General features: G+C 38.9%; 20 protein-coding genes. 16 read left to right on the top strand and 4 right to left on the bottom strand.

Features of this window, described 5'->3' with window-relative positions; genetic code table 11:
- Positions 1-374 precede the first annotated feature (374 nt).
- Together ACH0AK_RS10415 and ACH0AK_RS10410 are read left to right on the top strand one after the other, a co-directional pair.
- Positions 375-1,574 (top strand): hypothetical protein, encoded by a 1,200-nt coding sequence (locus ACH0AK_RS10415; RefSeq protein ID WP_226076932.1) that lies wholly within the window; start codon positions 375-377, stop codon positions 1,572-1,574.
- 123 nt (positions 1,575-1,697) lie between these two features.
- Positions 1,698-1,871 carry a hypothetical protein gene (locus tag ACH0AK_RS10410; RefSeq protein ID WP_153829763.1) on the top strand — a complete coding sequence of 58 codons (174 nt, stop codon included), beginning with the start codon at positions 1,698-1,700 and terminating at the stop codon, positions 1,869-1,871.
- Positions 1,872-1,946: 75 nt separating this feature from the next.
- Here ACH0AK_RS10410 and ACH0AK_RS10405 read toward each other — a convergent pair whose 3' ends face one another.
- Positions 1,947-2,462: a DsbA family protein gene (locus ACH0AK_RS10405; RefSeq protein ID WP_010735239.1), complete on the bottom strand. Its 516-nt coding sequence runs from the start codon at positions 2,460-2,462 to the stop codon at positions 1,947-1,949.
- 291 nt (positions 2,463-2,753) lie between these two features.
- Here ACH0AK_RS10405 and nifJ point away from each other — a divergent pair, with 291 nt between their 5' ends.
- From nifJ to glmM, 4 genes are all read left to right on the top strand, one after another.
- A complete protein-coding gene (nifJ, locus tag ACH0AK_RS10400) occupies positions 2,754-6,431 on the top strand; it encodes a pyruvate:ferredoxin (flavodoxin) oxidoreductase (RefSeq protein WP_226076930.1) in 3,678 nt (1,225 codons plus the stop codon).
- Between the two features lie 170 nt (positions 6,432-6,601).
- A complete protein-coding gene (gene cdaA, locus ACH0AK_RS10395; RefSeq protein WP_010735241.1) occupies positions 6,602-7,486 on the top strand; it encodes a diadenylate cyclase CdaA in 885 nt (294 codons plus the stop codon).
- Positions 7,483-8,658 carry a CdaR family protein gene (locus ACH0AK_RS10390; RefSeq protein WP_137072525.1) on the top strand — a complete coding sequence of 392 codons (1,176 nt, stop codon included), beginning with the start codon at positions 7,483-7,485 and terminating at the stop codon, positions 8,656-8,658. Before cdaA ends, ACH0AK_RS10390 begins: the two co-directional genes overlap by 4 nt.
- Positions 8,659-8,681: 23 nt before the next feature.
- Positions 8,682-10,037, top strand: coding sequence for a phosphoglucosamine mutase (glmM, locus tag ACH0AK_RS10385; protein ID WP_010735243.1), 1,356 nt, complete (start codon positions 8,682-8,684; stop codon positions 10,035-10,037).
- A 73-nt stretch (positions 10,038-10,110) separates the two neighbouring features.
- Here the strand turns inward: glmM and ACH0AK_RS10380 are convergent, their stop codons facing one another.
- Positions 10,111-11,070, bottom strand: coding sequence for an Rgg/GadR/MutR family transcriptional regulator (locus ACH0AK_RS10380; RefSeq protein ID WP_023519811.1), 960 nt, complete (start codon positions 11,068-11,070; stop codon positions 10,111-10,113).
- 94 nt (positions 11,071-11,164) lie between these two features.
- Here ACH0AK_RS10380 and ACH0AK_RS10375 point away from each other — a divergent pair, with 94 nt between their 5' ends.
- Positions 11,165-12,094: an ATP-binding cassette domain-containing protein gene (locus ACH0AK_RS10375; protein WP_137072521.1), complete on the top strand. Its 930-nt coding sequence runs from the start codon at positions 11,165-11,167 to the stop codon at positions 12,092-12,094.
- Entirely contained in the window at positions 12,095-12,853 is a 759-nt protein-coding gene (locus ACH0AK_RS10370) for an ABC transporter permease (RefSeq protein ID WP_226076928.1), read from the top strand. It begins immediately after the preceding gene.
- Positions 12,854-12,950: 97 nt separating this feature from the next.
- On the opposite strand, the gene glmS is transcribed toward ACH0AK_RS10370, so the two are convergent.
- Positions 12,951-14,759 (bottom strand): glutamine--fructose-6-phosphate transaminase (isomerizing), encoded by a 1,809-nt coding sequence (glmS, locus tag ACH0AK_RS10365; RefSeq protein WP_499796886.1) that lies wholly within the window; start codon positions 14,757-14,759, stop codon positions 12,951-12,953.
- Positions 14,760-15,150: 391 nt separating this feature from the next.
- Between glmS and ACH0AK_RS10360 the strand changes: the two genes are divergently transcribed.
- The 7 genes from ACH0AK_RS10360 (at position 15,151) to yihA (ending at position 21,944) form a co-directional block, all read left to right on the top strand.
- Complete coding sequence (locus ACH0AK_RS10360; protein WP_226076926.1) at positions 15,151-15,441, top strand: hypothetical protein; 291 nt, start codon at positions 15,151-15,153, stop codon at positions 15,439-15,441.
- Between the two features lie 11 nt (positions 15,442-15,452).
- Positions 15,453-16,478, top strand: a complete 1,026-nt coding sequence (gene sppA, locus ACH0AK_RS10355) for a signal peptide peptidase SppA (protein WP_077151451.1) — start codon at positions 15,453-15,455, stop codon at positions 16,476-16,478.
- Between the two features lie 188 nt (positions 16,479-16,666).
- On the top strand, positions 16,667-17,344 hold the full coding sequence (locus tag ACH0AK_RS10350) for an RDD family protein (RefSeq protein ID WP_224434897.1): 678 nt from the start codon (positions 16,667-16,669) through the stop codon (positions 17,342-17,344).
- Between the two features lie 88 nt (positions 17,345-17,432).
- Positions 17,433-18,368, top strand: a complete 936-nt coding sequence (locus tag ACH0AK_RS10345; RefSeq protein WP_010735251.1) for a hypothetical protein — start codon at positions 17,433-17,435, stop codon at positions 18,366-18,368.
- A 151-nt stretch (positions 18,369-18,519) separates the two neighbouring features.
- The gene (gene tig, locus ACH0AK_RS10340; protein WP_010735252.1) at positions 18,520-19,806 is read left to right on the top strand and encodes a trigger factor; all 1,287 of its coding nucleotides are present in this window, start codon (positions 18,520-18,522) and stop codon (positions 19,804-19,806) included.
- A gap of 187 nt (positions 19,807-19,993) precedes the next feature.
- The gene (gene clpX, locus ACH0AK_RS10335; RefSeq protein ID WP_499796885.1) at positions 19,994-21,241 is read left to right on the top strand and encodes an ATP-dependent Clp protease ATP-binding subunit ClpX; all 1,248 of its coding nucleotides are present in this window, start codon (positions 19,994-19,996) and stop codon (positions 21,239-21,241) included.
- Between the two features lie 115 nt (positions 21,242-21,356).
- Entirely contained in the window at positions 21,357-21,944 is a 588-nt protein-coding gene (gene yihA / locus ACH0AK_RS10330; protein ID WP_029594239.1) for a ribosome biogenesis GTP-binding protein YihA/YsxC, read from the top strand.
- Between the two features lie 67 nt (positions 21,945-22,011).
- Here yihA and ACH0AK_RS10325 read toward each other — a convergent pair whose 3' ends face one another.
- A complete protein-coding gene (locus ACH0AK_RS10325; RefSeq protein ID WP_010735255.1) occupies positions 22,012-22,161 on the bottom strand; it encodes an SPJ_0845 family protein in 150 nt (49 codons plus the stop codon).
- Positions 22,162-22,287: 126 nt separating this feature from the next.
- Between ACH0AK_RS10325 and ACH0AK_RS10320 the strand changes: the two genes are divergently transcribed.
- Positions 22,288-23,613, top strand: a complete 1,326-nt coding sequence (locus ACH0AK_RS10320; protein ID WP_438725207.1) for a hypothetical protein — start codon at positions 22,288-22,290, stop codon at positions 23,611-23,613.
- Positions 23,614-23,803 lie beyond the last annotated feature (190 nt).

Raw genomic sequence — 23,803 nt, 5'->3', positions numbered from 1 at the left:
ACGAGTAATGGACAGTATTCTAAAGAGCATTAGCACTCTTTTTGATCAAGACGAAGTAGAATCATTCCCTTGATCTCTTTTTAGCATATGTTGAAAAAAAGAAAGATCGATCAAAGAAATACTCCTATAACGAGAGAATGAAACAAACAAGTTAGGAGGAAACTGTAAATGAGTGATTATGAAAAACAGGTAGTGACATCCAAAAGAAGATTTCAAATACGTACGCAAGCAATCGAAAAAAACAAGACGTATTAGCGGAAATAAGACATCGCAAAACGAACGCATATATCATAAAAAAACATCACCTTACTCTTTGGCAGGTCAGATTCGTTATAAAAAGAGAAATTATACGACAGATCAAAAAAGGTACGCGTATGGAAATAATCGCTCACCGATTGAATATGTCGCTAGATCAAATTCGAGAGGTACGCAATAACTATATCAAACATCATCTAATAAACGGTGCTTCAAAGAATGATCTCGCTAAAAAGCTACATATGGAGCATCAACAGATACTTACTATTCGAAATCATATGATCGAGAAAAAGTTAGTTCAAAAATTGACCATCAAAGAAGTTGCACACAGGTGGAGATTGGCAGAGAGTAGTGTAGAAAAGATACGAGAACAAGCCATTTTAAGACGATTACAAATGACTCATCCAGAAGATGTTGCCACTACTTTTCGATTATCAGTTGAAGATGTTTTACGTATTCGTCAGAAAATTAGCCAACCACTTGCCTTGCAAGGTCATGTCACAAAAGAAAGTAAGAAATGGCTAAAAAATATCAATCGACAAGAACAAGCAATTGTCGCGAGCTTAGAACAAGGAAAGCCAACAAGAATCATTGCCCAGCAATTGAATATCAACCAAAAATTTGTGATTCGGACACGCACGCGTCATATTGAACAAGCATTCGAGCAAAGGCAGCCACTAGTAGAAATCAGCAAGCGATTTTATACACCTGTTGATGAACTAAGAAAACTTAGGAATCAGCGAATTTTGTATTATCGCGAGGGTGGAATCAAAGCAAGGATCTTAGCTAGAAAGTTCAATATGAAAACTACTGCACTTCAGAAAGTCGTTTATCATAATCGAGCAGTAAAACAGCCCATGAAAAAAGATAAGAAAGAGAATAAAACTGAGCCACTGACGTTGTTTTCAGTTGAAGCATGTGCCAAATTTATGGAGGAATTAAAAAAAAGGAAATCAATGGCCGAAATTGGTCTCTCTCTTAACTTGAATCACCATAAAACTTGTGCAATTAGAAATCACCTGATTTTAACGAAGCTTAATAACGGGGAGAAAACAGAAGCTGTCGCAAAGCAATTCAATACTAATTTGACCAATATCTATCAAATCACGTTTCAAGCGGATCTAGTAAACTATCCCAATATCAAAAAACGGACAAATAGTTATTTGACAGAGGAGCAAACGCAAGATGTTAAGCGGATGATTGGGGAAGGAAAAACAAACAGCCAAATTGCGCAGCTACTTTCGGTAAAAAAATCATTAGTCATCAGTAAAAGGCGATCATTGAAAAGACTGACAAGATTATCTAACAAAAAGTATTGAATTACAGATGAACAAAAATCAGCGATCCTTGCAGATGCTAGGTATCTCGATAAGGTCACTAATGCCATGAAACATGGGGTAAGCATAGAGTCAGTTCGAGTCATCTCGAAGCGCAATAATAAAATGAGCATAAAAAAAATCAGTGAACGTAAAAATGATGTGGAGAAACTAAAAAAATTCAAGGAAATAGAAAAAGAAATCAAACGACAAGCAAAAGTAGAGAATATCAAGCGGGTCCTCCAAGAAAAGCCGCAACAGTTTCGTTCAACCAAGCATACTTCGTTACTACAACGATAAAAAATAGACCGAAAAAGCCAATCGCTTTTCGGTCTATTTTTGATTTTGAACATCAAGGAATGATCAAATGATGAATTATTTAACCAATTCACTCAATTCTTCTGGTGTAATCGATTCATCAAAGATATGTTCATCGATGATTACAGTAGGGACGAATTGGATGTGAGCAGCATTTGCTTCATCGATGATTGCTTGAGTAGTTGCTTGGTCTTCTTGTTCGGTTAAACCAAGTGTTTCTGTTGCATATTCGGCAATGCCGGCTAAATCAAGTTGTTTCCATTCATCTTGCGCATCGAAAATCGCTTTGATTTGTTTTAATGCGACTTTTCCATCCGTCGTAGTGATATGATGATGCATCACATTTCCTTTTTGTAAACTAGGTTTTTCTTTGTCGAACAATTTGATGATTCGTAAGAGTCTTCCAGATTGAACCGCCTCTTCTAAAATGTCATAAGATTCGATAAACCATTGTCGACAATAAGGACAAGCAAGATTAACAAATTCGATCATTTGTTTTGGTGCATTTTCGTTTCCGTACATGATTCCAGTAGTTTTGTTTGTTTTTGTTGCATCAATAATTGAAATATCCATTTTTTAACACCTCTTTATTCTATTGTAATAACTTTGCCCTAAAAAAGACAATGATTTGTTCAAAGAAATAAATGTGTGTGAATCGTTAATCTCTCATTTCCTAGATTAAAAAGCTAAAAGTTGTAAGAAGGGAAAAGCTATTTTTTTATTTTTTACCTGTCGATTCTGGTCGAAGCATTTCTGTCATATCTTTAGCATGTGATTTTTCTTTCAAAATTAGGAGGTTTTCTTTGTTCGTTTACGGTATAATAATAAAGATTATTTAGATAAATTGAGCAAAGGTGATGAAACATGCGGAAAATGAAGACGATGGATGGGAATACTGCTGCGGCATATATTTCATATGCCTTTACAGAATTAGCAGCGATCTATCCAATTACGCCTAGTTCAACAATGGCTGAACTGGTTGATCAATGGGCAGCTTCAGGTAAAAAAAATATTTTCGGACAACCAGTGAAAGTCGTAGAGATGCAATCAGAAGCTGGTGCTGCTGGTGTCGTACATGGGTCATTAAAAACCGGAGCATTGACAACAACGTACACTGCTTCACAAGGATTATTATTGATGATCCCAAATATGTATAAGATAGCCGGTGAACTTTTACCTAGTGTTTTTCACGTAGCTAGTCGAGCGGTGACGACGAATGCGTTGAATATTTTTGGTGATCATGGCGATGTGATGGCCGCTCGCCAAACAGGATTTGCGATGCTTGCGGAAAGCAGCGTCCAAGAAGTGATGGATTTAGCGCCAGTTGCGCATCTAGCTTCCTTAGAAGGAGAAATCCCTTTTGTTAACTTTTTTGATGGTTTTCGAACGAGTCATGAAATCCAAAAAATCGAAGTGTTGGAATATGATGAATTAACTCCTTTGATTCCTCAAGAAAAATTGGAGGCCTTTCGTGAACGTGGAATGAATCCTAATCGGCCGACGACCAGTGGGACGAATCAAAACCCTGATATCCACTTTCAACAACGAGAAACGATCAACCGATACTATGATCGTTTGCCCCAAATCGTGAAAAAGTATATGGATAAAATCAATGAACTTCGAGGAACTTCTTATGATCTGGTCACTTATTATGGAGCGGCTGACGCAGAAGAAGTCATTATTTCAATGGGATCAGTTGCGCAAACGATCCAACAAACAGTTGATTACTTGAACCAAAACGGTCGTAAAGTCGGCTTCTTGAATATCCACTTATATCGTCCGTTTCCAATTGAAACATTGATTGAAAAACTACCGAATACCGTAAAGGCAATTGCTGTTCTAGATCGCAGTAAAGAGCCGGGAGCAGGGGGAGAACCTTTATTATTAGACGTTCAAAGTGCGTTATATGATGCAGAACGTCATCTGAAAGTGATCGGCGGACGTTATGGCATTGGTTCAAAAGATGTCACCCCTGATCAGATTGTAGCGGTATATGATGAATTGAAAAAAGAAAAAACGGATATGAAGAAACGTTTCACGATCGGGATCATTGATGATTTAACTTACTGTTCTTTGGAGGTTGGCCCATCACTTGATTTGACTGAAGCGAATACTTTCCAAGCGAAATTCTGGGGATTTGGATCTGATGGAACAGTTGGAGCAAATAAATCAGCGATCAAAATCATTGGTGACCATACAAACAAATACGCACAAGGCTATTTTTACTATGATTCAAAAAAATCAGGTGGTCTGACTGTTTCACATTTGCGTTTTGGCGATACACCGATCCGTTCGACCTATTTAGTCGAACATGCCGATTTTGTAGCTTGTCATACCCCTGCTTATCTTCACAGCTATGATTTAGTCAAAGGGTTGAAACCTAAAGGGACTTTCTTATTGAATACACTTTGGTCAGACGAACAACTAGCTACGCATCTACCGACCCATTTAAAACGATATTTAGCTGAAAATGAGATCCAATTTTATACGATCAATGCGATGCGTTTGGCGCAAGAAGTAGGTCTAGGTCGGCGGATCAATACGGCGATGGAAACAGCATTTTTCAAGTTGGCGAATATCATACCTTTCGAAGAAGTCCTACCGATTTTGAAAGAGGAAGCCTTGAAGAGTTATGGTCATAAATCAATAGCGATCGTTGAAAAAAATATCAAGGCGATCGATCGTACAGTGGAATTGTTGCATAAAGTCGAAGTGCCGGCTGAATGGGCAACATTGGCGCTTCCTGATAAGGAGAAAAATACTCAAAATCGCTATATCAGAGACATCCTTGAACCAATCAACGCTCAAGAAGGAAATCAGCTCTCAGTGAGGACCTTAGCAGAAAACGGAATGACACGAGGCGATATGCCTTTAGGAACCACTGCTTACGAAAAACGCGGAGTAGCACTTGAAGTACCTGAATGGATCAGTGAGCGCTGTACGATGTGTAATGAATGTTCGTTCGTTTGTCCTCATGCAGCGATTCGACCATTCTTAGCCGATGAGGAAGAACTAGAAGAAGCACCGGAAGGGTTCATTGTTCGAGAAATGCGTGGGCCAGATGGTTTGAAGTATCGCATCCAAGTGTCTGTCGAAGACTGTACTGGTTGTGGCCTATGTGTTGAAGCTTGTCCAGCAAAAGGTAAAGCACTAGTGATGAAGCCCTATGAAGAACAAAAGAAACAAGCAATCAACTGGGCATTTGCGATGACCTTGCGACAAAAAGAAAATCCGATCAAAGGCAAAAATACAGTGCTATCAACACAGTTCAATCAACCTTTATTAGAATTTTCCGGGGCATGTTCCGGTTGTGGGGAAACGCCTTACGTGAAGCTATTGACACAGATGTTCGGTGACCGTATGATGATCGCCAACGCGACAGGTTGTTCATCTATTTGGGGAGGAGCAGTGCCGGCTTCACCATTTACCACAAATGATTGTGGGCAAGGACCTGCGTGGTCAAATTCATTATTAGAAGACAATGCTGAATTTGGTTATGGGATGCTTTTAGCCGCACAAACAAGAAGAGAAGCTTTAGCAGAAACGATGAAAAAAGTGATGTCTAAAGTCTCCTTAAAACTACGTGAATTGATGGAAGATTGGTTGGCGCATATGTTTGAAAGCGAAGGAACCCAACAACGGGCAGCTAAATTACGTGGGGCAATCGAAAATGAGCTTGAAGCTGTTCCTGAATTACAAACGATCTACCAAGAAAAAGATCTATTTGTCAAAAATAGTCAATGGATGATCGGTGGTGATGGCTGGGCGTATGATATCGGTTTTGGCGGAATCGATCACGTCTTGGCAAGTGGCGCAGATGTAAACATTTTAGTCATGGATAACGAAGTCTATTCCAATACAGGTGGACAAGCCTCGAAAGCTACACCTGCTTCAGCAATCGCTAAATTCTCAGCAAATGGGAAATATGCCTCGAAGAAAGATTTAGGCATGATGGCGATGACGTATGGGAATGTGTATGTAGCACAGATCGCTTCAGGCGCGAATCAAATGCAAACGATCAAAGCATTTGAAGAAGCAGAAAAATTCCCTGGACCATCGTTGATCATTGCGTATACGCCATGTATTGCTCATGGGTTACTAGGTGGAATGAAAGAATCGATCAAAGAAGCAAAAGAAGCAGTGGCTTCAGGCTATTGGTCGTTGTATCGCTATAATCCTGAATTGATCGAAAAGAAGAAAACGCCGATGACGCTAGACTATAAAAAGCCTGATTTTACCATGATGGCTGACTTCATGCGCAAGCAAGTCCGTTTTTCATCGCTTGAAACGATTCATCCGCAGGCAGCGGAGCAGTTATTCAATAAAACGATCCAAGATGCGAAAAAACGGTTTTACAACTATGCGGCGATGACTGGTCAATTAGAAAAAATCAAAGCGAAGATCGAACCGACAGAAGGTACTGAAAGTCCAGAGATCGAAAAACCGAGAGTCAAAAAAGGACGAACGGTTGATCCGGAAGCAGAAGCTAGACGTGCTGCCAGACGTGCCGCTAGAGCGGAACGAAGAAAAACCAAAGAATGATAAAACGAAACGATCCAAGGAAATAGAATAACTTATTGGTGAATAAATGGAAAATGTAAATTTCTTGAAAAAAATTGGTTTTTGTTAGGAAATTCCAAGCAGATAAGTCTCTTCTGAGGAAACATATGATATACTAAAGAGGAAATCTCAAAAGAGAAGAGAGGCTGTCTATGTCATTTCAAATCGGAGAACTTTTTAATTTAGACTATTGGCGACAAATGTTTTCCGGTGACTTGTTTTCTCAGAATTTTTTGGTGAACATACTCGATGTATTGGTTGTTTGGTATTTAGTTTATAAACTCATTCAACTATTGCGAGGAACAAAAGCAATCCAATTGCTAAAAGGGGTAGGGATTTTTGTTGTTATTCGGATCTTAGCCGAGATTATTGGTCTACATACCTTATCTTGGTTGATGAATCAAGTGATCACGTATGGTGTGATTGCGGCTATCGTCATTTTTCAACCAGAGATACGGCGTGGATTAGAACACCTCGGTCGTAGCTCACTTTTCAAACAATCGAAGAGTGAGAAGCAAGAAGATGAACAGATGATCCTTTCTTTCGACAAAGCGATCCAATATATGTCCAAACGTAAAATCGGTGCCTTGATCACGATCGAACGCCACACCGGGTTGGATGAATATATCGAAACAGGGATTGCTTTAGATGCCGATATCACTGGCGAATTACTGATCAATATTTTTATTCCGAATACACCGCTGCATGATGGTGCAGTGATCGTAAAAGATGGAAAAATTGCAGTAGCCAGTGCCTACTTGCCTTTATCTGAAAGTATGTTGATTCCGAAAGAATTCGGAACCCGTCACCGAGCGGCTGTCGGAGTCAGTGAGGCGAGCGATGCGATTACGATCGTTGTCTCAGAAGAAACAGGAGATGTCAGCATTACGTTGGATAACCAATTGATGCCTGGCTTATCTCAAGAAGAATATTTGACGATCTTGCGTAAAAATTTGATCGTCGAAGAAAAAAACAAAAATAAAAATACGCTCCAAACCTTCTTAGACGTGATGACTAAAGGAGGGGATCACAAATGATCTCAAAAGAGAGGCGTAAAAGTATCTTATATGCGTTTGTTGCGTTATTATTCAGTATTGTGCTGTATTTTAATGCAAATGGACAATCTGTCCAAGACACGCTGTCAGGAAATGAAGCCTATACGCAAAACGTTTCTGATGTGTCAGTACAACTTTTATACGATACGGATCAATATTATATCCATGGATATGAGAGTACGGTCACAGCGAAGTTGTCCAGTGCCAATCGTGTTCAGTTGAATGCCGAAGCAATTGAAGATACAAGAATGTTTCGGGTGACAGCAGATCTCACTGGTTTAGGTGAAGGAACACATGAAGTACCATTGAAAATCAGAAATCTGAGCAGTGCAGTCAAAGCAAAACTAGAGCCGGATACGATCACAGTGACTATCGAGAAAAAAGTGACAAAAGAATTTGAGGTCACGCCTTTACTCACAACAGAATCAACTCCAGCTGGATTCGAATTGAATGACCTTGAATTATCACCAAAAAAAGTGACGGTCACGACTGGCGATCAGACACTGGAAGAGATCCAACAGGTCGTAGCGAGGATCGAACCTGCGATGATCACGGACGATGGGGTCGATACGAGAGTCACTGTACAAGCATTGAATAGTGCAGGAGAACCTTTAAGTATTGTTTCAGATCCAGTGCAAGTCACTGCAAAAGCAACGGTAACAAAGCCTACGAAAACGATTCGACTTTATGGAACAGCACAAGGGACCCCCGCAGATAATGTGGAGAGTTACGATTTCAGTTTCTCTGACATTGAAGCAGAAGTCACTGGTTCAGAGAGTCAACTGGCTCAACTAGGAAATAGCATCACGATACCAATCGATATTTCTGGGATCGTCCACCGGACGACAAGAAATATTGATATTCCGGTAGAGAGTGGACTTAGTATCACACCACCTTCAATCGATGTTGAGATTACACCGGTCCTGAAAACAAGCACGGAAAACACTAGCCGTTCTAATTCGGGAAATTCCGGAAATTCGGGAGGAAGTACAACTTCTGGTGCAGGGTCGACACCTGCGAACTCTTCGTCATCGACGACACGTCAGTCTGAAGAGACGCAGTCAACATCGAGTGAAGGGTCGAATGAATCATCAAGTGAGACAACACAATCAAGTAGTCAACCGAATAGTCAAGAGGATTCATCGGAAAATTAAGTTAAAGGAGCAAATTTACAGCTATGGGTAAATATTTTGGAACGGACGGTGTCCGTGGAGAAGCGAATAAAGAACTAACACCGGAATTGGCCTTCAAATTAGGACGTTGCGGCGGTTATGTACTGAGCCAACATGAGAAAGATGGAAAACGTCCACGTGTATTGGTTGGACGTGACACAAGAATTTCAGGTCAAATGCTTGAAGAAGCGTTAGTTTCTGGTCTGTTATCTGTCGGGATCGAAGTTTTTCAATTAGGTGTGATCTCTACACCAGGAGTGGCTTACTTGACACGTTTGCAAAAAGCAAGCGCAGGTGTCATGATTTCTGCTTCACACAATCCAGCTCAAGATAACGGCATCAAGTTTTTTGGTGCAGATGGATTTAAATTAGATGATGACCAAGAATTAGAAATCGAAGCATTGTTAGATGCGGAAGTCGATGAATTACCACGACCTTCTGCTGAGGGATTAGGTACAGTCGAAGAGTTCCCAGAAGGGTTGCTGAAATATTCACAATTCTTAGTACAGACGATCAACGGCGATCTTTCGGGCTTAACGGTCTGTGTAGATGCGGCAAATGGTGCAACAGCAACATCTGTCAATCGCTTGTTTGCTGATTTGGAAACTGATTTCTACACGATGGGAACAAATCCGAATGGCTTGAACATCAATGACGGTGTCGGATCAACGCATCCTGAGCGTCTAGCAGAAATGGTAGTAGAAAAAGGAGCAGACGTCGGTCTTGCCTTTGACGGCGACGGCGACCGTATCATTGCGGTGGATGAATTAGGAAATATCGTAGATGGCGATAAGATCATGTTTATCTGTGCGAAATATTTGTCAGCTAAAAATCGTCTGAAAAAAGATACGATCGTTACAACGGTCATGAGTAACCTCGGCTTCCATAAAGCGGTCGAAGAAATCGGTTTGAAAGATGTTGTGACACAAGTGGGCGACCGCTATGTGGTCGAAGAAATGCGTAAAAATGACTACAACTTCGGTGGCGAACAGTCTGGTCATATGATCTTCTTAGATTTCAATACAACAGGAGATGGTATGCTTTCTGGGATCCAATTGTTGAATATCATGAAACAAACTGGTAAAAAATTATCAGAATTAGCAGCAGAAGTAACGATCTATCCGCAAAAATTAGTCAATATCCGTGTAAGTAACAAAAACGGTGCAATGGAAGTTCCTGCAATCAAACAAGTCATTGAAGAAGCAGAAGCTGAAATGGCCGGTGAAGGACGTATCTTAGTTCGCCCTTCCGGAACAGAACCATTACTACGCGTGATGGCAGAAGCACCATCTGATGAAAAAGTAAACTATTATGTTGACAAAATCGCAGCAGTTGTCAAAGCTGAGATTGGAATCGATTAAAACGTACGATGAGAGAATCAACCCTCAAGTAGAGGATGTTGATTCTCTTTTCTTTTGATCAAATGCACGTTCTTTAGTAATTTTTGATATCTAAAAAATCGCCAAATAGGGGATCATTTACAATGATTCCGGGGAATTCATTGGTTAGAATGAGTTGTTTGAAAATTCGGTAACCTTTTAACGACTTTGACATGCCTAATGTTTCTAAATGATGGAGTGATTGTTCCATCATTCGATCAGCAAGAGACACATCGTTTTCTAAAAAAGCAATCCAACCTTCATAAAAAGGAATAAAAATGGCTTGTTCGATGTGCTCTTCTTTAAAGACCCATGTTTTCCATAGTTTGAATGTTTCTTTAGCGTAAGCTACTTCTTCGAAGAAACAAAAGACCGAAAATATTGTTGTAAAGGTTTGATAGAGAATATCTTTATTTCCCGGTATTTTGGATAAACGCTGACTTTTCTTGACCGCAATTTTCAAGCAACGAAATAATAGAGAAGGTTCAATTGCTATAGAGATACGGGCGAATAATTTTAACTCGTAGATACCCCAAGTATCAGTATTCAATAAATAGTGTTTGGCAGGTTCTAAGTAATGATTATGTTTTTTATATGCTTCAAGGACAGGCGTATCTTGAATAATCTCCTTTTTCATTGCCAAATCAAAACGAAATAATTGTAACACATGATCCAATTCTAAAGAATAATTTTCTTGATAATAAATATACAATTTTTCATACTGTTCTTCTAACTTTATCCAGTCTTGGATTGTTTCGATATACATATATTCCATATATTCGATAATCGCCAATTGTGAAGCAGAAAAAGTATTCTCAGTTTGCATCAATATAAATTCATCAAATGTTACTTCTAACTTTGACAATAAGTGATGGAATCTCTCGCATGAGATCGTTGATTTCTCATTTTCAAACTGAGAAAGAAGAGACATCGATAGCTGTTTATCCGCCAGTCCTTTAAGTAAAATCCCTTTACTTAAGCGAATTTCTTTAATTGTTTTTCCGTAACTTTTCATACGCGCACCTTCTTTTCAATATATTGAACTAAAATAAATAATACTTCTAATTTTATATATAGTTGAATTATCTTATAGAAACGAGGAAGAAGCCATGCAAAAAGAAAAAATAATCGAAAGTATTGATCTAAAAAAAGATTTTGGTAAAAAACAAGTATTAAAAGGCGTAGATTTTACGGTTAAACGTGGTGAAATTTTTGTTCTTTTAGGCTCTAATGGGGCTGGAAAGTCAACACTTTGTAAAATTTTGACTACGATTCTTCCTTTTGATGGAGGGCAAGTTCGAATCAATGAACATGATCTACTGAAAGACGGAGTTAAAGTGCGAGAAGCTATTAGTCTGACTGGACAGTTTGCCGCAGTTGATGAGATGTTGACAGGTTACGAGAATATGAAAATGATTGCAGCTCTTCGTCATGTGAAAGATAAGCACAAGGTTGTCAGTGACTTATTGAAACGGTTTGATTTGCAAATATACAGCCAAGAACTAGTTAAAAATTATTCAGGTGGAATGCGAAGACGTTTAGATATAGCGATGAGTTTTATCGGTGATCCGCAAGTGATTTTTCTCGATGAACCGACAACAGGCTTGGACCCCCAGAACCGAATCGCAACGTGGCAATTGATCAAAGAAACCGCAATATCAGGGCGGACTATTTTTTTGACTACGCAATATTTGGAAGAAGCAGAGTATCTTGCAGATAAAGTGGCTATATTACATGAAGGTAAAATCATTGTGAATGCTACGCCACAAATGATCAAAAGCACATATGACAAACAGAAAATGGAGATCAATGTATTGACCATAGAGGATTTTAATCTACTTTCTGCACATTTTAAACGACGACTACTGACAAAAAATGAAGAAAAACTTTCTGTGACTGTCAATGTAGGGGATCATTTCAATGATTCAGTTGATCTTCTGAACGAGTTAAAACGATTACCGATCAGGATCACAAATTTCCAGCAGAAAAATGCATCTTTAGAAGACATCTTTTTAAAATTAGTACAAGGAGTGGTCTAATTGAAAGCAATCATAGAAACAAATACATTATTTAAACGTAATATTAAATTATCTTTTCGTAGCCTGGAAACATTTATCGGTGGACTACTAACCCCAGTGATATTGATGTTGCTTTTTGTTTATGTACTTGGAGGAGCGATGGATGTAGGTGAGCTATCTTATGTTGATTTTGTTTTGCCCGGAGTGTTAGTCCAATGTATTGCTCAAAGTGCTTCTGTCGTCGGGTTAGTCATTAACCAAGATGTCCGTTCTGGTATGGTTGAACGACTCCTAACACTAAATCTTTCAAGGGGAGCATTTCTAAATGGACATGTATTTGCAGCTGCCTTTAGAAGTGTGATGAGCAGTTTTGTCGTATCAGCCGTGGCATTGCTCATCGGTTTTCATCCAAACGCCACCTTTGCAAAATGGCTACTTGTTTGGTTGCTCATTCTTTGTTTTATCCTTGCCTTTACTTGGATTTCGGCCTTGTTTGGGTTATTAGCGAAATCATCAGAAATGGCAAGCTTATTTACTCTCCTGACTACCATCTTACCTTATTTAAGTTCAGGATTCGCACCGACTGAAAATATGCCTACAGCGATCAGACTATTTGCTGAGTACCAACCGATGACACCAATCATCCAAGCACTTCGAGGGTTGCTACTAGGTCTTCCAAATCCAACATTAAAGCAAGCATTTTTATGGAGTATTAGTTTGATTTTGATTTTTAGTTTCTTAGCATTATTGGCTTTTAATAAGTGTGTGAGGTGGAAATAACTTATCGAACTACAATAAAAAAACCAGTGAGAAAACAAACTTTTCGTTTTTCTCACTGGATTTTTTGCTATTGATTACTTATTTTTTAATCGGACAATTATTCAACCGTGACTGATTTAGCTAAGTTTCTTGGTTTGTCTACATCGAATCCACGCAATAGGGTAGCGTAATAAGCAAGCAATTGCATCGGGATGACCATGGCAAGAGGAGAAAGGTATGGATGGACAGCAGGAATCACTAATTGATCCGTTTCTTTTTCTAATCCATGTGCCGCGATCACTAAGGTTTTTGCACCACGACTTTCAACTTCTTTTAAGTTGCCACGTGTATGAGCCCCTGTGATTTCCTCACTAATAATCCCAATTACTGGTGTGCCTTCTTCAATCAGTGCAATGGTACCGTGTTTCAATTCACCGGCAGCAAAACCTTCTGCTTGGATATAGCTGATTTCTTTTAGTTTCAAAGCAGCTTCTAAAGCGACATCGTGATCGTTGCTACGACCGATATAAAAAGCGTTGCGCGTGTCATTCAAGAATTCCGCAGCTAGTTCTTGGAGTTCATCTTTTTGGGTAATTACTGTTTCCATCGCATTCGCTACCATACTCAATTCATGCGCTACATCAAATGTCAATGAACGTTTATTGCCTTTTTGATCACCGACTGCTTTTGCAAGTAAAGCTAGTACAGCGATTTGAGCAGTATATGCTTTAGTTGAAGCAACAGCGATCTCCGGACCTGCATGTAGCAACAGAGTGAAGCCAGCTTCTCTTGATAACGTAGAACCAGCAACGTTCGTGATCGTCAATGAAGGATGACCTAATTGATTGATCTTGACTAACACCTGACGACTATCAGCGGTTTCGCCACTTTGACTTAAAAAGATAAAGAATGGTTTTTTCGATAATAAAGGCATGGTATAACCAAACTCACTGGCCAAATGGACTTCTACTGGAATGTCAGTCATTTGTTCGAAGAAATGCTTGCTCGCTAATCCTGCATGATAACTTGTGCCGCATGCCACGATGTAAATACGGTCACTTGCTAACAGTTCATCCATCAATTTGTGATCTAAAGGAATTTCATTGTCCTCATTCACATAGGTTTGCGCGATTTTACGCATGATGATCGGCTGCTCGTCGATTTCTTTCAACATATAGTAAGGGTATGTTCCTTTTTCAATGTCAGAAGCATCTACTTGTGCTTCATAAGAATCACGTTCTATGATCATACCAGTCATTGTTTGGATCGTGATATTATCTGCTTGAACGATCACCATTTCTTGGTCTTCGATTTCAATAAATTCTTTAGTGTAAGCAAGCATCGCCATCGCGTCACTTGCGATCACATTGAATCCTTGGCCTTTACCGATCAATAAAGGGCTTTTGTTTTTGGCAACGAAAATTGTTTCAGGAGCTGTGCGATCCATCAAGGCAAAAGCGTAAGAACCTTCGATGACTTCTAGCGCTTTTCTAAATCCTTCTTGTGTATCTTGCGTTTCTTCCACGAATTTTTCAATCAAATGAACAACGATTTCCGTATCTGTTTCGCCGATGAAGTCATCAGTGGCTACGTATTGTTGTTTCAATTCTTCAAAATTTTCAATCACCCCATTGTGGACTAAAACAAAACGTCCGCTTTGTGAGTGGTGGGGGTGCGCATTTTTCTCAGCGGGTTCCCCATGAGTTGCCCATCTTGTATGACCGATACCTGCTGTACCAGTGGTTTCTGGAGATAATTTATCTTTAAGGTTTTGGATTCTACCGCGTGCTTTGACTAAATGGTCCTGTTTTCCATTTGAGACAAAGATACCCGCCGAATCATACCCGCGATATTCTAATTTTTCTAAACCATTGATCAACCCTGGTGTCACGTTCTCTAATCCAATCATTCCAACAATTCCGCACATAAAAAAACATCCTACTTTCTGTTATAAACTTGATATTAGCGTTTCCAACTGCGTAAGAAACCTTTTGTTCTACCTTCACAGGTAGTTTTTATGTTTCTTTTTAGGATGCAGTCCCTAGGGCCATCCGCCGAATCCTTCGATCAACCCTTTCCTCGTCATCTGTTAAAACAGACCTGGCGCTATTCCGTATTGGTCTAATTATCCTCCTGTTATTATTTTCTTTGGAAACATCTAAAATCATAACGTTAATGTGTGAGGTTTGTCAATAAAAAAGACAAAAAAATAAATTGGTATATATCTAATTGGGATGGACGAAAGAAAAATATCAAATTCGACTATCATCTTTTCTTGTAGTTCGGTACAATAATTATAGATAGAAGGAGGATGAAAGATGGAAGAGAAGATAGAAATCATGACGTTGGGGATGTTAAAAAAACAAATTGCAGCATTTGAAAAAACAGAACACGTGACGGATGACACTAAAATCTTTTTGGATACCGGATGGGACAGTATCCAAGAAATCGCCCCTGATGCGTTCGAAATCGAACATGCGCAACAGTTTGTCGTTGAAGATGAATTGACCCACGAACAGTTTACTGGTTACACCCTTGAAGAAAAAGCAGAAAAGATGAATGCGAAACCTAGTTCTGAAACGGTGATCGTGATTAGAAATCTATATTAGGAGCGTGTAAAATGAATAAGAAACGTTGGATAGCAGTACTGATTGCTGCCGGCTTATTGGTTGTTTCGTTGGTATCATCAAGTTTGACGCAACCGCAAGAAGAGGTGCAGATGGGGAACATCAATAGTTGGTTATATGGGGACGATGAAATGTCACCGGTGGTACTTGAAGAAGGCAGTGGCATGGGAAGGATCGCAAAATTGTCCGTTGATGGTGCCATAGCTAGTGGAGGCTCTTCTGGTTTATTTGCTACTGAGAGTTATAATCATGAAGACTTCTTGAAACAAATTGAAGCGATCGAAGCCGATGAACGCGTCAGTGGGATTTTATTGGAAGTCAATTCTCCGGGTGGCGGAGTTTATGAAAGTGCAGAAATTGCCAACTTACTCAACGAGGTCCGAACAGAACGTGATCTACCGATGTATGTCAGCATGAAAAATATGGCTGCCAGTGGTGGTTACTATATTTCCGCACAAGCAGATAAAATCTTTGCAACGGAAGAAACAGTAACTGGTTCAATCGGTGTCATTATGTCCGGACTCAACTATTCGGGCTTACTTGAAAAAATCGGTGTCGAAGATACAACAGTAAAAAGTGGCGCACTAAAAGATATGGGATCGGCTACTCGACCTGAAACTGAGCAAGATCATGCAGTGTTGCAAGCTTACATCGATAACGCCTATAATCGTTTTGTTAAAGTTGTTAGTGAAGGAAGAAACAAATCAGAAGATGAAGTGAAAAAAGTCGCAGATGGTCGTATTTACGACGGTGTACAAGCGAAAGAAGCAGGTTTGGTGGACGAAATCGGCTATCCAACAGATGCTTTAGCTGCGATGAGAGAAGATCTTGATCTACAAGATGCTGAGTTAGTCGAATACTCAACTAGTTCTACTGGATTTGGCAATACTTGGTTTGGTGCAAAATTAGCAGAATTACAAGGGTTGCAAGCTTCTGAAACAAGTCAGATCTTGTCATTACTTGAAAGTCTAGGAACAGCAGAATCTCCAAGAGCAATGTATCTATATGGAGGTGAGTAAGCATGAATGAGAAATCAACGAACGCGTCAACACCCGAAGAACGCTCAAAAACCAATGAGGAACCGAAAGTAGCTGAACGTACAGAGGGATCATCTAAACAAGTTTTTAAGGTAGAAGAAAATAAATTAGTAGATCCTACTAGTAGAAACCAGGATACAGTAGACGCTTTAGTCGCTCCTAAAGACGAAATTACAGCTGACAAAAACACAAGTAGCTCTTCGGAAGAACTTGAGTTTGCAGCACAAGCAAAAAATGACCAACCGGCTGTAGGACCAGATGCGGGATTTTCTCAAAAGGTGCTAAGTTCCTTTGAAGAAAAACCACTGTCAGAAACTGAGATCAAAGAAAATCAGAAAAAATGGAAAAAATATACAGAACAAAAAACCGAGGAACCAAGTATCAATCGTTTTCCTTATTATTTCTTTGCCGGTTTTTGGGTTCGTTTTGCTGCGTTTTTGGTTGATTTGATTTGTATCGGGTCAATCACTCGCTTAACGTTAGGTATCGCAGTGAACCTAGGATGGCTTCAAGTTTCTGATTCTTATTTGAGTATCTATGGTAGTTTGTCGTTGATCGCCTATTTAGCTTATTTTATTTTATTGACGAAATGGAATCACGGACAGACGATTGGAAAAATGATTTTTGGTATTCGAGTGATCAGTTTTGATGAAGAGGAACTTTCATGGAGTACAGTATTAGTCCGTGAGGGCGCTTGTCGCTTCATTTTGAGATTTCCGTTACTTTTTATCGGCTATCTCCCAGTTATCTTTAGTAAGAAAAAACAACACATCGGTGATTATTTCTCAAATACGAGTGTAGTAACCATCAATATGATCAAAGCATTTAATCAAGAGATGAATGCTTGATGCTTTAGGTAGAGAAAATGGCTGAATATGGTTATTATTCAATAAGTCGTGTCAGACAAATGATAAAACAGTGAAGGGAAGAACCTAAGTGAGACCGATCGATTTTCCTGATAAATACGACAATTTGATGCGTATTGGCCAACAGGCATTAACAGATCATCAATACAGTCAAGCAAAAGAGCTGTTTGAACGTGCATATGAACTTGAAGCAACATTTGAAGCAAATACGTTATACGTGTTGGCACTATCAGAATTGGATATGTGGGAAGAAGCACTTCATCAAGCACTTTTGCATGAAAAACAGTATTTGATGAATGAAGAATTGGCTACTTTTTACTTTGATCTACTGATTACAGCAAAAGATTTTTTATATGCACGAAAATTGATTGCAAGTGCTGATTTTCCCGATGATTTTGAGCAAGCAGTTTTGTTGAAAATCCAACAATCAGAAGAATTAGTCGGACAGATGCGAAGACAGAAGATTCGTGAAATCTATCAACTGGTAGAAAAATTACCTTTTGAAAAACCAACTACCCAGTTGAGTTATATTCAAGAAATCGAGCAACTGCCTTACCACGAATTTATCCAGACCGCTAGAAAGTTGATCGTTTTAAAAACGGTCCATGTTCTTGTAAGGGCTAAGTTGCTTGAGTCGCTCGTTCAAGTCGAAGAAGCAGCACCAGTTGCATACTTGACGATCGAGGAAGAGTTGATCGAAGTGATACCAAAGAAAATGGTGCGTCCAGAAGAGCAAACTTCCTATCGACGAATCAAACAAATGGCGGAAGCATATGAACGAGAAGACGCCTTAATGAGTGAGAACTTGAAAGAAGAGTTTGCGATGCAATCGGCGATCGTTTATCCGATCTATGATAGCTACATTGGAAATCTTGACAAATGGTTCAAACAAACAGTAGCAACCTATACGAATCAGCCGTGTGAGGATCTTTTGGCATCTGAACAACACGAATTCACTGAAAAAAGAAATAAAATAATGACAGAACTATTATTATTCAATACGTAAAAAAACAGAGGAAAAGATAAAAAAGTCATGAAAAACGTGGATTCCCCTCGTTCAATATGTTTACAATTTGGAAGGGTTAGTGTACTATTTAAAGGTATGCATGAAACGTTTTTGATGTATCAAATGAATTTCTAAACTCGGAGGGAAATAAATGACTGCAACATTCGAAAAAAAAGGCACAAATGATGGTGTTTTAACATTTACGATCGGGCAAGATCAAATCCAAAAAGGATTGACAACTGCCTTTAATAAAGTAAAAGGAAACTTGAACGTTCCTGGATTCCGTAAAGGAAAAGTATCTCGTCAAGTATTCAACCGTATGTACGGAGAAGAAGCATTGTACGAAGATGCATTGAACGCTGTCTTACCTGAAGCATATGAAGCAGCTGTTAAAGAAGCAGCAATCGATCCAGTTTCTCAACCTAAGATCGATGTGGCAAGCATGGAAAAAGGTCAAGACTGGACGATCACAGCAGAAGTAACTGTAAAACCTGAAGTAAAATTAGGTGATTACAAAGACTTAGTGGTTGAAAAACAAGACCGCGAAGTAACAGAAGCAGACGTTGAAGAACGTATTAAACGTGAACAAGAAGCGCAAGCTGAATTAGTCATCAAAGAAGATGCTGCAGCTGAAAATGGCGACACTGTTGTCATCGATTTTGAAGGTTTCATCAACGATGAAGCATTTGAAGGCGGAAAAGGCGAAAACCATTCACTTGAATTAGGATCAGGTTCATTCATTCCTGGTTTTGAAGACCAATTAGTTGGCCACAAATCAGGCGAAAACTTAGATGTTACTGTGACATTCCCAGAAGATTATCAAGCAGAAGATCTTGCGGGTAAAGAAGCAGTCTTCAAAGTAACGATCCACGAAGTGAAAACAAAAGAAGTACCTGAACTAGATGATGAGTTCGCAAAAGATGTAGACGATGAAGTATCTACATTAGCAGAATTAAAAGAAAAATACATGAAAGAATTGACTGAAACGAAAGAAAAAGCTGCAGAAGATGCAAAAGATGAAGCAGCAATCAAATTGGCAGTCGAAAATGCGGAAATCGTTGATCTTCCACATGTTATGGTCCATGATGAAGTTCACCGTTCAATGGACGAATTCTTAAACAACATGCAACGTCAAGGAATCTCACCAGAAATGTACTACCAATTAACTGGTTCAACAGAAGAAGACTTGCACAAACAGTTTGAAGAAGAAGCAGAAATGCGTACAAAAACAAACCTTGTGATCGAAGCTGTAGCAGCTGCTGAAAACTTAGATGCAACAGAAGAAGAAATCACTGCAGAGATCCAAGAATTAGCAGAAACTTACAATATGCCAATTGACCAAATCAAACGTGTATTGACAGAAGATATGCTAAAACATGATGTGATCATGAAAAAAGCAATCGAATTGATTACAAGTACAGCAAAAGAAGCAGAATAAGCGAATAGAATTGTTGATCTGCATCTATATGAAAGAGTCCAGGCGCTTAGATGAAGCCTAGACTCTTTCGTTTTGTTTTAAACTTCTTTGATACTTTTGCTTTTTTTTAAATTATGGTATGATAAGGAAAGACTGTAAAGTCTTTGATAGTTTCTTGCGAATCAACGCAAGTTAAGGGGTGAAGACCATGTATGATAATCCAAGTGGTAATGAGACTGTACGCTGTTCTTTTTGTGGTAAAACACAAGAAGAAGTAAAGAAAATCGTAGCAGGTCCGGGGGTCTACATCTGTAACGAATGTATCGACCTATGTAAAGAAATCATTGATGAAGAATTCTATGAAGAAGCAGTACGAGAGTTTACTGAAGTACCGAAACCTTCTGAGATTCTTGAAGTATTGGATAATTATGTGATTGGACAAGAACGTGCAAAACGTTCATTGGCTGTAGCTGTTTACAATCACTATAAGCGTGTCAATCAAGAAGCAAAAGACAGCGATGATGTCGAATTGCAAAAAAGCAATATCTGCCTGATCGGTCCAACTGGTTCAGGTAAAACATTCTTAGCGCAAACATTAGCAAAAACATTGAATGTACCATTTGCCATTGCTGATGCAACAAGTTTGACAGAAGCGGGTTATGTAGGTGAAGATGTCGAAAATATCTTATTGAAACTTTTGCAATCTGCTGATTACAATGTTGAACGTGCGGAAAAAGGAATCATCTACATTGATGAGATCGACAAAATTGCACGTAAAAGCGAAAATGTATCGATCACACGCGATGTATCAGGGGAAGGTGTACAACAAGCCTTACTGAAAATCTTGGAAGGAACAGTTGCCAGTGTGCCGCCACAAGGTGGACGCAAACATCCTCATCAAGAATTCATCCAAATCGATACGACGAATGTGTTGTTCATTGTCGGTGGTGCGTTTGATGGCATCGAAACAATCGTAAAAAATCGTATGGGCGAGAAAACGATTGGTTTCGGTACACAAAACCAAAAACTCTCAGAAAATGAAAGTGTCATGCAACATATCATTCCTGAAGATTTATTGAAGTTCGGCTTGATCCCAGAGTTTATCGGACGCTTACCTGTAATGGCTGCGTTAGAAAAACTAACAACCGACGATTTAGTTCGTATCTTGACGGAACCGAAAAATGCGTTAGTGAAACAATACCAAAAATTACTTTCACTAGATGACACTGCTTTAGAATTTGAACCAGAAGCACTAAAAGCCATTGCGAAAAAAGCAATTGAGCGTAATACTGGTGCACGTGGTTTGCGTTCGATTATCGAAGAAATCATGATGGATGTCATGTTTGATATTCCTTCTGATGAAACGATCGAAAAAGTGATCATTAGAAAAGAAGCTGCCGAACTTACCGGCAAACCAACAGTTATTTACAAAGACTCAGAAAAAAAAGCGGGATAAAATGAAAGGAGCAGTCGTGAAAGTTTTAGCAGCTTTTTCGACTACTCCTTTTCATTCTGTCGAAGAAAGTGGAGAGGGATTGAGCCACTTTGCCGCTTTGAAGGAGAGAGAGCATATGAAAGTCCATCATGCGGATATTGTGATCAGTGCTGTTGCACCGAAACAATATCCAGAAACAGATCTACCAGAGATTGCCTTAGCAGGTCGCTCAAATGTCGGGAAATCTTCCTTTATCAATACGCTGATCGATCGAAAGAATCTCGCACGTACATCAGGTAAACCAGGGAAAACACAAACCCTGAATTTTTATCTGATCGAAAATGCGCTGCATTTTGTCGATGTTCCAGGTTATGGTTACGCGAAAGTTTCTAAAACTGAGCGTGCGAAATGGGGACAGATGATCGAAACTTATTTGACATCGAGAGAACAATTAAAAGCTGTGGTGTCACTGGTGGATGTTCGCCATAAACCATCGCAAGAAGATATCCAAATGTATGAATTCTTAAAATACTATGATATCCCAGTGATCGTTGTTGCGACAAAAGCAGATAAGATCCCTCGTGGAAAATGGAACAAACACGAAAGCGAAATTAAAAAAGCATTGAATTTCGATCGCAATGACACATTCATTTTATTTTCTTCTGTAACTAAACAAGGAAAAGAAGAAGCGTGGAAAGCGATCGAAGACGCGATCAGCGAGTAAACAAAAAAGACTTGATACTTAGGTTGAAAGGCAAACTTTCAAAAGCTAAATATCAAGTCTTTTTTGTTTATTTCTTTTTTTTGTCTTTTTTTGGGTCGCTTTTTGGTTTTAAAAAGCGGTCAATGTCTTCTTTTGGAGCAACGGTCTTTTCCGGATCAACGCCAAAAGATTCAAATAGTTTGTCGAAATTATCTGTACGCTCAAATTTCAATCCCATGTTTATCACCTCTTTCTTTATTTTAACATGCTACCCCTCAATCGGTGGCATAAGACGAAAAGTTTTAGTTTTTTTTTATTATTCGTTATAATTTGATTATAAATAGATTTGAGAGAGGTGAGAAATATGGTGTCGAAAGAAAAAATGATGTTCCGTCTCGTGTTGACCAGAGATCGTACGAACGAAAAAGAAGAAGCCTATGATTGGTCCATGCTGACTCGTATCTTGCTTACTCCTGACTTTTTCCAATCCTCTCGTCATTCGAAAGAATCATATACCTTAATTGCACTAAAAAAAGCCTTAGAAGAAATCTCTGATGAAGAGATCGGTTGGTTTGAAATTTATCAGAATGATCTCACTTGCCGTTTCGAATTTGGCTATCATCATCTCCAAATTGATTATCAGTTTTTGTGGCAGGTATTTCAAAAAAATGAATCGGTGATTCGAAACTATCTTCAAACAAAAATGCAAAAAAATGGTATTTTTGCTTATATGAGAAGTGTCGAAGAATATTTATATCATAATACGAAAGAAATCGAAAAGCGTTTATCCTTTGAATCTGCCGAGAACATCGAGAAGTTGCCTAAAATCAAAGGTCGAAATGGGCAGATTGAGGTAGATTGTAACCAGTTTCCCGGTTATGATCTAATCGTAGAAGGGCGTTATTTTACTTCTTGTTGGGAAATGTATTATAGTCAATATTATTATCGACTGATCCCTAAAGAGATTTTTTTGGAAATGCAACAGGTGGAGGAAATCACCCAATACGAGAATCAAGTCATTGGTATCCAGTTGTATCGCGAGCCATATCGTTGGCAAAGTGAAGCGAATTTAAAATTTCAACAATACTATCGAGATCAATTAGGCTTTGATCATTTGTCGTGGGACAACGGCGTTGGTTTACTGAAAGAGCCATTTGTCGAGTATGCCTATACTCAGGACTCCTTGCAAGCGGTCCAGTATCAAAATCATTTGATGCAACCAACAGAAAAGAAGAAAGCAACATTTTTCGTAACAAGAAGCTATGATTTTGCTACTTACGATTACAAAGAAAAAAGAGCGAGAGGTGTCCTGAATCGTCAAGCATTTTTTCCTTGGGTCGATGAAAGCCATAGCCAGTTGATCTGTTATAAAGTGATCGATCCAACATTCATGTTAGATAAGGGAATCGATGCTTATAGTTATTATATTAATGAATACTTGAATGTTGAAGCCCCCGATGAAATGTACCAAGCCTATTTGACCTCATTGCGCATTTACTTGCCGACCAAGTTTTTAGCTGATTTTCCCATCGAGGAGATCCGCGATCGATTATCAGAGATCCAATTCAAACGAATACGCAAGAGAAGAGGACGTTTAAGCTTTGATGCAGTTCAAGGAAAAAAACGTCTTCGGGTCGTCTTGTTAGATCAAGCGGAATTGTCTGGGAATCTATTGATGCAGAAAAATTAGCTGATTTCAATAATTTGCAAGAAAAGCCGGATCATACTGAGATGATCGGAAAAGTGAAATGGTAAAGTAGTTTAAAATCTAAAATATCAGAAGGCATCCATAAAAATTGAAGTATGATTTTGTGGATGCTTTCTTACTTGTAATTGAAGTTACGTGTGTATTCAAGATTTTTATCGTTTTTGAATGTTTT

The organism is Enterococcus pernyi (assembly GCF_045371165.1).
In the GTDB taxonomy this organism is placed as follows: domain Bacteria; phylum Bacillota; class Bacilli; order Lactobacillales; family Enterococcaceae; genus Enterococcus_B; species Enterococcus_B pernyi.
Note: the sequence above shows the minus strand (reverse complement) of the source record. Positions and strands in the feature narration are given on the sequence as shown.

Bases quoted from the DNA above. Each gene is read 5' to 3' on its own strand.
- ACH0AK_RS10415 (WP_226076932.1), top strand. From the start codon at position 375: ATGGAAATAATCGCTCACCGATTGAATATGTCGCTAGATCAAATTCGA.
- ACH0AK_RS10410 (WP_153829763.1), top strand. From the start codon at position 1,698: ATGAGCATAAAAAAAATCAGTGAACGTAAAAATGATGTGGAGAAACTA.
- ACH0AK_RS10405 (WP_010735239.1), bottom strand. From the start codon at position 2,462: ATGGATATTTCAATTATTGATGCAACAAAAACAAACAAAACTACTGGA.
- nifJ (WP_226076930.1), top strand. From the start codon at position 2,754: ATGCGGAAAATGAAGACGATGGATGGGAATACTGCTGCGGCATATATT.
- cdaA (WP_010735241.1), top strand. From the start codon at position 6,602: ATGTCATTTCAAATCGGAGAACTTTTTAATTTAGACTATTGGCGACAA.
- ACH0AK_RS10390 (WP_137072525.1), top strand. From the start codon at position 7,483: ATGATCTCAAAAGAGAGGCGTAAAAGTATCTTATATGCGTTTGTTGCG.
- glmM (WP_010735243.1), top strand. From the start codon at position 8,682: ATGGGTAAATATTTTGGAACGGACGGTGTCCGTGGAGAAGCGAATAAA.
- ACH0AK_RS10380 (WP_023519811.1), bottom strand. From the start codon at position 11,070: ATGAAAAGTTACGGAAAAACAATTAAAGAAATTCGCTTAAGTAAAGGG.
- ACH0AK_RS10375 (WP_137072521.1), top strand. From the start codon at position 11,165: ATGCAAAAAGAAAAAATAATCGAAAGTATTGATCTAAAAAAAGATTTT.
- glmS (WP_499796886.1), bottom strand. From the start codon at position 14,759: ATGTGCGGAATTGTTGGAATGATTGGATTAGAGAACGTGACACCAGGG.
- ACH0AK_RS10360 (WP_226076926.1), top strand. From the start codon at position 15,151: ATGGAAGAGAAGATAGAAATCATGACGTTGGGGATGTTAAAAAAACAA.
- sppA (WP_077151451.1), top strand. From the start codon at position 15,453: ATGAATAAGAAACGTTGGATAGCAGTACTGATTGCTGCCGGCTTATTG.
- tig (WP_010735252.1), top strand. From the start codon at position 18,520: ATGACTGCAACATTCGAAAAAAAAGGCACAAATGATGGTGTTTTAACA.
- clpX (WP_499796885.1), top strand. From the start codon at position 19,994: ATGTATGATAATCCAAGTGGTAATGAGACTGTACGCTGTTCTTTTTGT.
- yihA (WP_029594239.1), top strand. From the start codon at position 21,357: ATGAAAGTCCATCATGCGGATATTGTGATCAGTGCTGTTGCACCGAAA.
- ACH0AK_RS10325 (WP_010735255.1), bottom strand. From the start codon at position 22,161: ATGGGATTGAAATTTGAGCGTACAGATAATTTCGACAAACTATTTGAA.
- ACH0AK_RS10320 (WP_438725207.1), top strand. From the start codon at position 22,288: ATGGTGTCGAAAGAAAAAATGATGTTCCGTCTCGTGTTGACCAGAGAT.